The organism is Cobetia crustatorum (assembly GCF_000591415.1).
GTDB classification, from domain to species: domain Bacteria; phylum Pseudomonadota; class Gammaproteobacteria; order Pseudomonadales; family Halomonadaceae; genus Cobetia; species Cobetia crustatorum.
Genome location: NZ_JEMF01000026.1, coordinates 1 through 12,887, shown reverse-complemented (window position 1 = coordinate 12,887; position 12,887 = coordinate 1). Strand labels below are relative to the sequence as shown.

At 55.0% G+C, this 12,887-nt stretch carries 9 protein-coding genes and 2 pseudogenes; all 11 read right to left on the bottom strand.

The window, feature by feature from the left end:
* Positions 1 to 334: 334 nt before the first annotated feature.
* A complete protein-coding gene (locus tag BF12_RS0107545; RefSeq protein WP_024951751.1) occupies positions 335 to 1,126 on the bottom strand; it encodes a hypothetical protein in 792 nt (263 codons plus the stop codon).
* Between the two features lie 237 nt (positions 1,127 to 1,363).
* Positions 1,364 to 2,530, bottom strand: a complete 1,167-nt coding sequence (locus tag BF12_RS0107540) for a dicarboxylate/amino acid:cation symporter (protein WP_024951750.1) — start codon at positions 2,528 to 2,530, stop codon at positions 1,364 to 1,366.
* 228 nt (positions 2,531 to 2,758) lie between these two features.
* On the bottom strand, positions 2,759 to 3,817 hold the full coding sequence (locus BF12_RS0107535) for a hydrolase (protein WP_024951749.1): 1,059 nt from the start codon (positions 3,815 to 3,817) through the stop codon (positions 2,759 to 2,761).
* 207 nt (positions 3,818 to 4,024) lie between these two features.
* Positions 4,025 to 5,389 (bottom strand): Xaa-Pro dipeptidase, encoded by a 1,365-nt coding sequence (gene pepQ / locus BF12_RS0107530; protein WP_051510816.1) that lies wholly within the window; start codon positions 5,387 to 5,389, stop codon positions 4,025 to 4,027.
* Positions 5,390 to 5,499: 110 nt separating this feature from the next.
* Positions 5,500 to 5,772, bottom strand: a complete 273-nt coding sequence (locus BF12_RS22740) for a LysR substrate-binding domain-containing protein (protein WP_345917372.1) — start codon at positions 5,770 to 5,772, stop codon at positions 5,500 to 5,502.
* Between the two features lie 32 nt (positions 5,773 to 5,804).
* A complete protein-coding gene (locus BF12_RS19175; protein WP_248623639.1) occupies positions 5,805 to 6,425 on the bottom strand; it encodes a LysR family transcriptional regulator in 621 nt (206 codons plus the stop codon).
* Between the two features lie 260 nt (positions 6,426 to 6,685).
* Positions 6,686 to 7,752: pseudogene (locus BF12_RS19170) on the bottom strand (ABC transporter ATP-binding protein).
* Positions 7,749 to 8,789 (bottom strand): ABC transporter ATP-binding protein, encoded by a 1,041-nt coding sequence (locus tag BF12_RS0107515; protein ID WP_024951747.1) that lies wholly within the window; start codon positions 8,787 to 8,789, stop codon positions 7,749 to 7,751. The pseudogene BF12_RS19170 and the gene BF12_RS0107515 overlap by 4 nt, the downstream one beginning before the upstream one ends.
* A gap of 19 nt (positions 8,790 to 8,808) precedes the next feature.
* On the bottom strand, positions 8,809 to 9,795 hold the full coding sequence (locus BF12_RS0107510; protein ID WP_024951746.1) for an ABC transporter permease: 987 nt from the start codon (positions 9,793 to 9,795) through the stop codon (positions 8,809 to 8,811).
* Positions 9,792 to 10,838, bottom strand: coding sequence for an ABC transporter permease (locus tag BF12_RS0107505; protein ID WP_024951745.1), 1,047 nt, complete (start codon positions 10,836 to 10,838; stop codon positions 9,792 to 9,794). The genes BF12_RS0107510 and BF12_RS0107505 overlap by 4 nt, the downstream gene beginning before the upstream one ends.
* A 271-nt stretch (positions 10,839 to 11,109) precedes the next feature.
* Positions 11,110 to 12,626, bottom strand: a pseudogene (locus tag BF12_RS19165) (ABC transporter substrate-binding protein).
* Positions 12,627 to 12,887 lie beyond the last annotated feature (261 nt).

Sequence of the window (12,887 nt, the reverse complement as noted above, 5' to 3'; positions counted from 1 at the left end):
AAGCAGCGTCACCCGGAGCGGTGGTCAGGCGACATCCGGAAACTCGATCTGCCGGAGATAGTGCATCTGAATCCGGAGCGGGATCCGGCACCGCAGGCAGTAGGATTTTAAAAAGCCAGAACCACTTCATGTGCCAACTATGTTGACAGATTCCGAAAGGCACCGGTATCAGCTGCCCGATCGGGTAAAGCGTCTACGCGTATCGATGTTGCTGATCAAGCGTTAGTCATTGAAGCCCTTCGCATCACCAGAACGAAAAGCCCCTGACATTGCATATTTTGCGAATGTCAGGGGCTTTTTTATTTTACTATGACTCCAGCCTCGTTCACGCCTTTTAACGGATCGCCAAGATCCTGAGCAGTAAGGATGTCCACTTGATAGAGTCATAAACCAGTGCGCTAATGACGGGCTTTGTCCCATGTACATCGCCCATGTCAGAGCGTAACTTTTGCATTATAAACGCTGCTTGGTTCAGTGAACCCTCAAGGTTTGCGGATAGTGGCTTGTAATCAGATTCTAGCCATCCTATTTCAGTCAATTCACGTATCAAATTATCTTTTACCTGTAAGGCTTCAATCGATTTCTTGATGCGCTCCTGGAACGACGCCTTTCCAGCATCACCCAGATCATATCGACTATAAATGTCACTGGTCACGGTATCCAGGGCACCGCAGGCTGCCGAAAGTGCTCCGCTCAAGTCACCATCGCGGAGTCGGCTTGCTGATTTCTGGATATCCGTATGCGCCTCGTCAGGAATGTCGATAAGTTCCGATACATCGAAAACCTCAATGGGGATGAGCGTAGTGCCAGAAAACTTCCAACCTACTCTGGATAGTACCCGAGATAATTCATCAATCACTTCCGGTTTACGACGCATCATTTCTTCGCAGCAGATCGACGCAAATACGCTGCGATTATTTCCGGCCATCATTCCGACCTGCTTATCTATCTCACTGAGAAGCTGAGACTTCGATGTACCGCCCTTAGATTTTTGTTCGAGATGCGCAAGTTGCGACATATCCAAATCGCCATAACCGACGAGTTGCTTAATGTCACCGAAACTGAATTTCTCAGTCAGCGTCGAACGAATAGGTCCCCATGGAATTGCACTGCTTACTCTAGTCATATCTTCTTGTCCTCTATCTCTCTTTTGTTCTTATTTAACCATGGAAATGCCGGCAGGTGGATTAGATACAGAAGTGTTGGAACAGGCTGAGGACGTGACCCCTAGCCTGCAAAGCATCAACACCATGTTTAACCCTATGTCCTATCTATGGTTCTGCCCTCTGGAGGGCTAGGCTGGAGTGGGCATAGATCATTTTTTATGGCGTCGAATTGGCGGCATTGAGTGAATAGGGAAAGTTCAGCGATAGCGCTGCCTGTCCTGTTCGGCCTCGGCGAAACGGTCGATCCACTGGACCAGTGCACCATCACCCGCTACGTTGCAGGCCGTTCCGAAGCTGTCCTGTGCCAGATAAAGCGCCATCATGAGACCCACTGCCGCTGCATCAAATCCCAGTAGCGTCTGGAGCACACCGACGGAGGTCATGGCAGCGCCGCCGGGCGATCCCGGCGCGGCAATGATGGTGACTCCCAGTGCCGCAATGAAAGGTAGCAGTGTGATGACATCAGGGGCAGCCAAACCGGGCGTTACCAGCATGACGCCTATCGCGCAGATGGTGAGCGTAATTGCGCTGCCACACATGTGGATGGTTGCGAGTAACGGGATGGCAAAACTCGCTACGGAAGGCGATATATGGTTCATCCGACACTGACGAACCGTCACTGGAATCGTGGCGGCAGACGACATGGTGCCAGCCGCCGTGAAGTAAGCGGGTAGCATATGGCGTAACGCCTGTACCGGTGCACGACCGGTACTCATGCCACTGGTGACATAAAGTAGCGTCAGCCATAACCAATGCAGCGCCAACGCCAAGACTAAAATCATACCGAAGCTTTTCAAGGTATTGGCTACTGTGCCCGCTACGGTCATTTCACAGAACAACCCCGCGATGTAGAACGGTAGGGCAGGGATGAGTGCCTTGGCAATGAACCATTCGACGATATCGCGACCACCATCTGCCAAATTGCGCATGCCTTCATGTGCCGTTGCAGATATCCCTATTCCGAACAGAAACGCCGTGACCAAGGCGGTACTGACGTCCGTCAGCGGGGGGATATCTAGCGTAAAGTAGGGAAGCAAGACGACAATTTGACTGGCAGGTAGCTGGCCGTGATGCACAATATGCGGTACCAACTCCACTCCTACGATCGCTGACATGAGGCCCGCAAGCGTGGTGGAGGCATAGGCCAAGGCGATGGTGAGTACCAGTAAACGGCCGGATGAGCGTTCTAACCGGGCAATCCCGCTCATGATAAAGAATAGGATAATCAGTGGGATGGAGTATTCCAATAGCTCACCGAACAGCACCTTGAAGGTGAGGAGGGCGCGAATCAGTGAGTCAGGTGCCCACTGGCCAAGCATGATGCCGACAACAATACCAAGCACCAAACGAAAAATAAGGTTCATTATCAAGTCTTTAGCGGTTGAATCGGGCGTGCAGTCTATCATTCTCCGTGGGTCACGACAGTGACTTACCTCACATCAATTTGTATACCGTTATCTTTAATAAAATATAAAAATAAAATTATCTTCTTGTGATCGTCGACTGATATAGGGAAGGGAAGCTCACTAGCTTTGAGCGCGCTATCACAACAGGGCACTTCACGATTCAATGAAGCATATCGCATGCTTCGGTCAATGAGCTTCGCTTTGAGCCTCGGAAACGGCTTGCGGTTTTGGCAACCCACTCCAATCCGCGAGTTGTCGTGCCACACGTCTTGCCAGCCACGAAGAAAGGCGACCACGACGCCACTCGATGAAGCCAACATGGCCACCACGGTCGCTCAATTCTATGCGTACCGCTTCCGAAGGCTGACTAAAGCGGGAGAACAGATCACGTGGCATGAAGGGATCATCCAGAGACTGCAACACTAGGGTAGGCAGTTCTATTTCACTGAGTAAGCGTCCCGCAGACGATCGTGCATAGTAATCGCTGGCTGAAGAGAATCCATGCAATGGCGCAGTAACTTCATTGTCGTAGGCCCAGAAGCTGTTGAGCTGGTTCAATTGGTGCGCACCAATTGAGACCGGAAGAGAGCCATTGGCCAATTTCGCCGCTACCTTTGCCTTCAACCCCTTGAGCAAATGGCGCTGATAGACACGTGAAAATCCCTGATTGAGCACATCGGCACTGGCAGCGAGATCCAGTGGGGCACTAATGGCAATTGCACCGGCCAGATCCAGACCATCTCCACCTTGCTCGGCTACCAGCTTGAGCAGCATGTTAGCCCCCAGTGAGACACCGCAGGCGACCTTGAGGGCATGCGGATAACGTCGGCCCAGCTCACCCAGTACCCAATAAGCATCAGCTGTGTCGCCACTATGGTATGCACGGGGCAAGCGATTGGGAGATTGACCACAACCTCTGAAGTGCATCATCACCGGGCGCCAACCCAGCTTGGCCGCCGCGTTAAGCAAGTCCCGTGCGTAAGGCGATTTCAAGTCGCCTTCCAGGCCATGGAACAACACAAACAATGGTGCATCACCCGACAGTGGCGTTTGGCGTTCATGTCGGCTGCCGCCGTCGCTGGTAATCCAGGCGAGCTCAACAAAATCGCCGTCAGGCAAATTGATGATTTCGGTGCATCGTGAAAGTGGCGCAAGCGACATGAATCTAGGTAACAAAGTCTGAACATGACGATTGCCAAAACCGAACGCTGGTCGGAACTCGGCAGTAAAGATGGAATGTGGCATGGCAATGACTCCGAAGGCAGGACGATTAGCGAACACAACGACCTTCAATATCAGATGACGACTCGCATCATTTCATCATCCATCGTCAACCGCTAGTTGCAGCGCAGCATCCTGATGCCAAGCACGTAAGGATAAACAAACGATAAAAAACCGCCATCGATACAGGACCGAGGCGGCTTTCAGACAATCAACTGGCTAAACCCGAGATTAAAGCCCTGTCGCCGGCACACGTGTCAGGTTGTGCGCTCCGTCCGCAGTAATCACCAGATTATCCTCGATGCGTACACCGCCATGAGGAGCGAGCGCTTCGATGAGCGACCAATCGATAGCCTTGCCGCGCGCATCATTGCGCAATGGCTCCAGCAGCATGGGAATGATGTAGCAACCCGGCTCGATGGTAATAGCCATGCCTTCCTGAAGTTTGCGTGTCAAACGTAACATTGAATGGCCGGCAGGCGGATGACGCATATCACCGCTGATGAAATCAGGAATACGCCCTGCCACATCGTGAACCTGCAATCCGAGTAGATGCCCCAGGCCGTGCGGGCAGAATGCAGCGGTGATGCCTTGTTCGACCTGTGCTTCAGCCGATAGTGAAACGATCCCTAACGTGCGTAATAGCTCAGCCAATTCACGATGCATCTCGAGGTGAAGTGCCACGTAGTCGACGCCAGGCGCAAGCACCGCGATCAGACGTTTCTGCAGGGCATCGACGCCCTCCACCAAAGCACGATAGATCGGCAATGCATCATCGCCAGCCCAGCTGCGGGTGATGTCCGAAGCGTAGCCATGCACGCTGGCACCAGCATCGACCAGTAAACTATGACGAGTTACCGGTGTTTGAAGCGCGTAGTGCTGATAGTGCAGTACGGCGGCATGTTCATTCAGGCCGACAATATTGCCATAGGGCACATCAGATTCACGCTGGCGCGAGGCACCAAGGTAGGCGAGCTGAATATCCAGTTCGGCACCGCCATCCATAAAGCGACGACGTGCTGCCAGGTGCCCTCGCGCTGCGCGCAGACTGGCTTCCTCAAGGCACGCGATCTCGAACTCACTTTTGCAGACACGGCCTTCATCGAGCTGGCGCAGTAGGGCGGCAGGATTGGCTTCAGCATTGAGTGCTTCGACGACATCCGGCTGCAGTAACGCTATCTCACCGAGTAACGCAATACGGCCATTGGGACGTGCTGGCAGCGTCGGCTTGCGTAGATGAACAATCTCGAAGGCTTCAGACCACGACGCCGCCTCTGGCGTTGGCAATGTCGGAGATAGATGCCAGAAATCATCCGGAGCATAGAGATACAACAACGGACGCTCACCGGGGCGAATGACCAGCCAGCTATCGCTCAGTCCGGCCATCGGTACCCAATGCAGGAAATGCGCATGTGATTTGAAGGTGGCGTCCTGATCATCAGCGAAATGGCGCTTTGGCTTGCCGCTGTGGAGCACGATGGCATCCAGCGCATGCTGTTGCATGGCTAACTCATAACGGTGCTGTAGCGCAGTCAAATGAGTACGCTGCGCATCGGCATGCGTGAGGACGGGGTCGTTCAGATATATATCGGACATGCTGATTCCCATCGGGTCGTGATCTGATCAACAGCTGGCAGGCTGCTGACAGGGGGTGATAACGCGTAACACAGGCGATAATAGAGTCGATGTTGACGCCGGATAACGGCTTACTCAATTGACGCGGGGCCAAGGCAGCTTTCCAGGTGTTGCCATAGCTCACTGACGCTGTCATGGCGTGGTTCACGTGGGCGATATAGACGAATATGAATCGGTACATCCCAGCGGGCATCACCGGCACGCACCAGTTGGCCGCTGGCAAGCTTAGCCTCAGCCAGGCGTAGTGGCAGCCAGCCAATCCCATAGCCCTGCAGCACCAACTCCTTGATGTTGGATGCCTGGATGTTCTCATTCATGGTAATCAAGTGCGCTTGCACCGGCACCTGAGCAAGATGCGCCGTGAGTGTGGCTGCGATTACAGCACGTGGATGCGGGCTGATAAACGGCAAAGGCGAGCGACGCGTGCCCGGTAACGCGTAACGTGGCGCACCATGCTGTGCGGCGCGCAGACCGGGATGAAAGCTTCTTCACCCAGAATCAGGTAGCGGTAGTGCTCCAGCTCGAAGCCGAGATCCAGTCGGGCTTGTGGCCAGTAACACATGGCAAGATCACATTCGCCCCGGTCGAGGCCGTGGAAGTAATCCGCTGCCAGCCAACCGGTAGCACGTAGATAGGGCAGTACTTGGTCACGTAGCTGATATTGATCAAGCCACTGCGGCAGGAACTGTGAAATCAATGACTGCGGTGCTGCCAGGGAAATCTTGCTGGCCTGCTGTTGTGCCATCGCCTGCAAACGTTCACGCGTAGTGCGCACGCGCTCGGTAATCTGTTCGCACAGACGCAGAAACTCGTCACCTGCAGGGGTCAGCGACAAGGGCAGGGTCTGGCGATTGATAAGAGTGGTACCCATATCTTCTTCCAGCAATTTTATCCGCTGGGAGAAGGTGGGCTGTGAGACATTTTGCGCCTCGGCCGCCCGCGAGAAATGACGGGTCTTGGCCAGCACGATGAAATCTTCCAGCCAGCGAATTTCCATGTATAGAAGTTGCCTCGACGCCTGGAAACAGGCTTTGTCAGGAGCTCAGGCTGGCTATCTCTACGGATAACGCGCGCCCAATGTCAGGATACAGCTATCAACTAACGCTCGGGCCCATCTTGAACGTCACTGATACGCTCAGAACAGGCCCGAAGCTGACTATTTAGTCAGATTGGCAGAAATGTGACGATGTTGCCTTACCCGGGGTCCGAGATGCAAACCCACTCATACATCGCTTTGCGTCTGTTCATGAGGCACGTTTAGTCGATGCGTCCTTCCTCTACCGCATGACAGGCCACCTGACCGGTATCTGTCGTGATCAGGCGCGGAATCTCGATACGACAGCGATCATTGGCATGTGGGCAGCGGCCATGGAATACACACCTGGCGGCAGATTGACCGGCGTCGGCACCTCGCCTTCAAGGCGGATGTGATTGGCCTTATCATCATTCAAGCGTGGGATGGCTGACATCAGTGCTTGGGTATAGGGATGGCGTGGGCGGGCGAAGAGTGAGCGGGTATCCGCCAGCTCGCACAGCGTGCCTAGATACATGACGGCGACTCGAGTCCCGAAGTGTTCTACCACCGCCAGATCGTGAGTGATGAACAGATACGTTAGATCACGCTGTTCTTGCGCTTCCATCATCAGGTTAAGCACCTGAGCTTGAATCGACACATCGAGTGCGGAAATGGGCTCGTCGGCAACGATGAACTCAGGATCTACCGCCAGTGCACGTGCAATCGAAATACGCTGGCGCTGACCGCCCGAGAACTCGTGAGCGTAGCGCTTGCCCCAGTCGGGGTCGATCCCGACTGAGCGCATGACGTCTTCGATCTTGTCGCGAATTTCACCATTATTGAGTGTTGGCTGATGGAAACGTAGCGGCTCTTCCAGTGTCTGCTGAATCGTCATGCGGGGATTCAGCGAAGCGTAAGGGTTCTGAAAGATCATCTGCATGCGGCGGCGATACGGCAGCAGATCACGCGGCGGCATATTGTCAATGCGAGTACCGTCGAAGCACACCTCGCCACCGCTGGGCTTGAGCAACCCCATTACGGTGCGCGCTACCGTGGACTTTCCGCAGCCGGATTCCCCCACCACGCACAGTGCTTCACCGCGCTTGACGTCAAGCGTCACACCATTGATGGCATGTACGTATTCCTGCTTACGACGCAGGCGACCCTTTTCAAAGGTCAGTTGCTCCAGAAAGTCACCCGACAGCGAAAAACGCTTCTCGAGATCACGGATTTCCACCAATGTCTCGCCAAGCGCCGCACTGTCGTGTGTGGCGAGTCTCTGCTCAGGAGTGAGAATAGCCTGGCTCATGCGTTCACCTCCGGGAGAGGGACTGTCTTTGTGACGGGTTTATCAGTCAAGATTGGCGTCCAGGGCTGACCTTTGACCATCGCATCCACCATGTGACACGCCACTTTGCAGTTACCCGAGCCGACAAAATTCGGCACCTCTTGCAGACAGATATCACTGGCGAAGTCGCAGCGCGGATTAAAGGCGCAGCCAGCCGGAATCTTGGTCAGTGTTGGCATCGAACCGCGAATCTGATTCAAGCGGCTACCCGGCGTCGCCATCTGGGGCAGGGCGTTGATCAATCCCTGGGTATACGGATGTTGAGCGTCGTTGATGATCTCGCGGGTCGGCCCCTGCTCGATCACGCGTCCGGCATACATCACCAGCGTGCGCTGAGTGACCTGACTGACAACGCCAAGGTCATGCGTGATCAGGATCAGTCCCACGTTGTGCTTTTCACACAGCAACAGTAGCAACTCCATGATTTCAGCCTGAATCGTCACGTCCAGCGCGGTAGTCGGCTCATCGGCGACAATGATGTCAGGGTCCAGCAGTAGTGCGATGGCGATGATGATGCGCTGGCGCATTCCGCCGGATAGTTCATGCGGATACTGATCAAGACGCTTTTCCGGGGACGGAATGAAGACTTGATTGAGTTTGTGCAAGGCGATGGCGCGCGCATCCTTGGTCGAAATGCGCCGGTGAGCCTTCAGGCACTCAATCATTTGTGCGCCGATGGTCAGCACAGGATTGAGTGTCATCATCGGGTCCTGGAAAATCATCGAGATCCGATTGCCGCGGATGGACTGCAACGCCTTGGGCTTCATGGTGTTGAGCACAGTGCCATCGAACTTGATCTCGCCACCCGCAATGTAGCCCGGCTTGGCGATCAAGTTGAGGATGGTGAAGGCAGCCACTGACTTGCCAGCACCCGATTCACCCACAATTCCCAAGCGCTCACCGCGCTCCAAAGAAAAACTGACGTCGCGCAGGGCGCAGACTTCGCCGCCTCGCATGGCGAAGCGAACATCGAGGTTATTGACTTCAAGTAATGCCATTTCAGCGTTCCTCGTGGCTTCAGCCCTTGTAGAGACGGGGGTTCATGACATCACGCAGCCAGTCGCCCAGCAGGTTGATGACCAGTACCAGCAAAATCAGCACACCACCGGGAATCAGCGTGATCCACCAACTACCTGACTGTAGGTAGTCAAAGCCAGACTTGATCAACGAGCCCAGTGACGGCTGAGTTTCGGGCATGCCGAGGCCGAGGAAGGACAGTGCTGCCTCCGAGATGATCGCGTTGGCGATCTGCACGGTGGAAATAACGAAGATAGGCGACAGCGTATTGGGCAGGATATGACGGAACATGATGCGGCGTGAGCGGAAACCCATCACACGAGCGGCATCGACATATTCCTTGCTCTTCTCCGCCAGTACCGAGGCGCGCACGGTACGCGCGTACTGCGGCCACTCCGCCAGCCCGATGATCAGTATCAGCAGCACCAATGCGTAGTCCGAGAACACTGCGCCACCGAATGTCGCCTTGATGATGGCACCGACCACAATGGCCACCATCAGTGTCGAGAAGGACAGCTGGATATCTGCCATGCGCATCAGGAAGGCATCGACACGCCCGCCCATATAGCCCGCTAGCAACCCGAAGGTGACGCCCAATAGCGCTTGCAGAATGACGGCCCCAAAGCCGATCAACAGGGAAACGCGTGTGCCGTAGAGGATGGTGGAGAGCAGATCGCGGCCCTGGGAGTCAGTCCCCAACAGAAAGTCAGGATCGCTACCTTCCATCCATACCGGTGGCAGCTCAGAATTCATGATGTCGATGGTGGCGAGATCATAAGGATCCGCCGGCGCGATCAACGGGGCCAGAAAGGCGCCTATCACCATGGCCACGAAGATCAACAAGCAGACCTGCGCCATCCAGTCACGCTTGAAACTGTAGATCAGATAGGACTCGCGGAAGCGCTGCCAGCGTCCTGGCACAACGATGGAGTTGGTCTTGGGTGTTGTCGCGCTGGCCGTAGCCGCAGAAGGAGTCGTCTGGCTCATGCTGGTTTCCCCGCAAGCTTGACGGTGGGATTGACCAGACCGTAAATCAGGTCGACGAGAGTATTGGTGACGACGAAGATCACGCCGACCATCATCAAGTAGGCCACGATCAGCGGAATGTCAGAGCGTGTGATGGCTTCAAGGAACATCAATCCCATGCCTGGCCACTGGAAGACGGTCTCGGTCAGGATGGTATAGGCCACCATGGTGCCGATCTGCACACCACCGACGGTGATCACCGGCAACATGGTGTTCTTCAGTGCGTGCAAGAAGTAGATGCGTCCAAGACCAAGGCCCTTGGCACGTGCGAACTTGATGTAGTCCGATTGCAGGACCTCCATCATCTCGGCGCGAATCAGTCGGATGAAGAGTGGCAACATGATGGAAGCCAGTGAAATCGCCGGCAGTACCAAATGCCACAAGCCATCGGCGGTAAAGAAGCCGCTGCTCCAGCTCCCCGCTACATGCGTCAGCTCACCACGACCGTAGGAGGGCATGCCACCATCGGTCGATAGCATGCCATTGAGGATGCTGCCCCACTGGGTATCGCTGGGGAACCAGTCAACTGTTACCCCAATGGCAAATACCTGAATCAGCAGAATAGCAGTCAGGAAGACCGGTACTGAGATCCCGATGATGGAAGTTCCCATGAACAGGCGTGACAGCCAATTGCGCGGCCGAATGGCAGCAAATACGCCAATAGGGGCTGACAGCAAAATGATGATCAGGCTCGAGGCCATCACCAGCTCCAGCGTCGCCGGCAGGTGCCTGAGAATCACCTCGGTGGCCGGTTGTTTGTAGAAGTACGAGGTGCCGAGATCCCCCTGAAGAGCATTGCCGGCAAAACGTAGATATTGGGTGATGAAAGGGTCGTTGAGGCCCATTTCATCGCGCATGACCTCACGCTGGGCTTCAGACACGGCTTGGCCGGTCATTTCGCGCAGCGGATCACCCAGATTGTCCTGGATGGCGAAGCTGATGATGCTGATCACGAACATGACCAGTACGGCGTGCATCAGGCGTTTGATCAGAAAGGCAATCATGGATCGCCACCTTCCTCGTGAACATCACGTTCCAGCGCGCAACAAGCCACATTGCGCAGAGTGTCAGGGACTCCACCTGCTCACCTGGCCCAACGAGGAGCAAAGGCTCCCCAACCCATTGCGGAGAGGCAATGGCGGGCGGATCACAAAGGAGGGTATTTATCGTTTTGACTTGGTGGCCACGACTGGTATCGGTAGCCAGAGTCAGCACATGAGCTCCCGCCGGGGCAGGCGGGAGCTATTTACCGATCGCGCTTTCAGTAGTGAATGATCAGTCCTGCTCGATGACCAGGTCACCCAAGTACGGGAAGTTCATCACGTTGAGCACCGGTTCGATCTCGATGCCATCACGTGCACCCCAGGCCAGGTTCTGCCAATGCAGCGGGACAAAGCCGGCATCGTCGTAGACTGCCTTCTCGGCAGCCTGCAGCATCTTGGCGCGCTTCTCGGTGTCAGTCTCCAGATTGGCATCATTCACCATCTTGTCGACGTCCGGGTTGCAGTAATTGCCGGAGTTGTACTGGCCGACGCCACTGTCTGCATCCGGGCAGTAAGTCAGGAATTCGAAGAAGTTGGCGCTATCTTCAGTATCCGAGTGCCAACCGATCATCATCATGTCAGCTGAGCGTGCATCGAATTCCGGCCAATACTGCGCTTTCGGCAACGTCTTGAGATCAACCTGGATGCCTATCTTGGCCAGCATCGAAGCGACCGCCTGAGCAATCTTGGCATCGTTTACATAACGGTTGTTGGGCGCCGTCATGGTGATTTTGAAGCCGTCTTCGTAGCCCGCTTCTTTCATCAACTCCTTGGCCTTGGCCACGTCATAACGCGGCTTGAGCTCCGGGTTATGTCCCTGATAGCCATCTGGTGACATCTGGGCGGCAGGTGTCGCGAAGCCTTTCATCAGCTTCTGAGCGATACCTTCCTGGTTGATGGCGTAGTTGACGGCCTGACGGACACGCTTGTCCTTGAAGGCCTCAACACGCTCCTGATTCATCTGGAAAGTGATGATGCGAGTACCGCCCATCTCGACGAGGTGAACGCCATCCTGCTTGCGAATGCGTTCAAGATCCGTCGGCGGTACAGGAGCAATGAAGTCCATGTCGCCAGACAGCAGGGCCGCGACACGGGTGGCATTTTCCTTGATCGGCGTCAGCACGATCTCATCGACATTACCTGGAGATTCGGTATCCCAGTAGTCCTCAAAGCGATCGAAAGTGATACGAACGCCTTGCTGACGATCGGTCACCACATAAGGACCGGTGCCGGACACATTGCGTGAAGCAAAGGTATTGGACGCTTGGCGATCTCATCCTTGGCCTGGCCGTCGTCAGTGTCACCGGAATAGAACTCGCTATCCATCGGGAAGATGTAGGTAGCAGCATTGAGGACCAGCGGGAATGGCTTGTCGGTGACAAGCTCTACCGTGTAGTCATCAACGGCCTTCACTTCACTGAATGGTGCGAAGATGGCTTTGAAGTCGGCACTCTTCTTCAGGCGTTCCACGGTCCAGACCACATCCTTGGCGGTGAAATCATTGCCGGAGTGGAACTTGACGCCTTCGCGCAGATGGAAGCGCATGGTGTTGTCGTCAACACGCTCCCAGCTCTTGGCCAGGCGACCATCGAAACCAAGCTCCTTGTTCCAGCGAATCAGCGGGTCATACACCATGTGCGACAGCTGCAGGGTCCCGCCGGAGAGCTGCTCGTGAATATCGAGCGTAACCGGATCAGCGTCGTAGGCCATACGCAGAGTGACATCTTCGGCCATGGCCGGAGCCGTCATGGCCAGTGTGGCGCTGCCGATCAGCGCGCACAGGGTCTTCTTTTGGAAGAGGGACTGGAAGGCATTCTGACGGGTCATGAGCTTCCCTTTGCTTGTATTGTTTGGTTGTTCTTGTAGCTATCTTCGAATCTACCGCACCAAGAGATGGCGGCGGGGTGAAGACAGGAGATGCATCCTAACAGTAGAGAGACACTTGGCAACGAGACAATCGAAATGTTGAGTAGCCGGATTCAGGTCATGAATAGCCCTGTCTACAGAAAC

Coding starts and splice junctions, on each gene's coding strand:
- BF12_RS19175 (WP_248623639.1), bottom strand. CDS start 6,425: ATGGAAATTCGCTGGCTGGAAGATTTCATCGTGCTGGCCAAGACCCGT.
- BF12_RS0107540 (WP_024951750.1), bottom strand. CDS start 2,530: ATGAACCTTATTTTTCGTTTGGTGCTTGGTATTGTTGTCGGCATCATG.
- BF12_RS0107505 (WP_024951745.1), bottom strand. CDS start 10,838: ATGATTGCCTTTCTGATCAAACGCCTGATGCACGCCGTACTGGTCATG.
- BF12_RS0107515 (WP_024951747.1), bottom strand. CDS start 8,789: ATGGCATTACTTGAAGTCAATAACCTCGATGTTCGCTTCGCCATGCGA.
- BF12_RS0107545 (WP_024951751.1), bottom strand. CDS start 1,126: ATGACTAGAGTAAGCAGTGCAATTCCATGGGGACCTATTCGTTCGACG.
- pepQ (WP_051510816.1), bottom strand. CDS start 5,389: ATGTCCGATATATATCTGAACGACCCCGTCCTCACGCATGCCGATGCG.
- BF12_RS0107510 (WP_024951746.1), bottom strand. CDS start 9,795: ATGAGCCAGACGACTCCTTCTGCGGCTACGGCCAGCGCGACAACACCC.
- BF12_RS0107535 (WP_024951749.1), bottom strand. CDS start 3,817: ATGCCACATTCCATCTTTACTGCCGAGTTCCGACCAGCGTTCGGTTTT.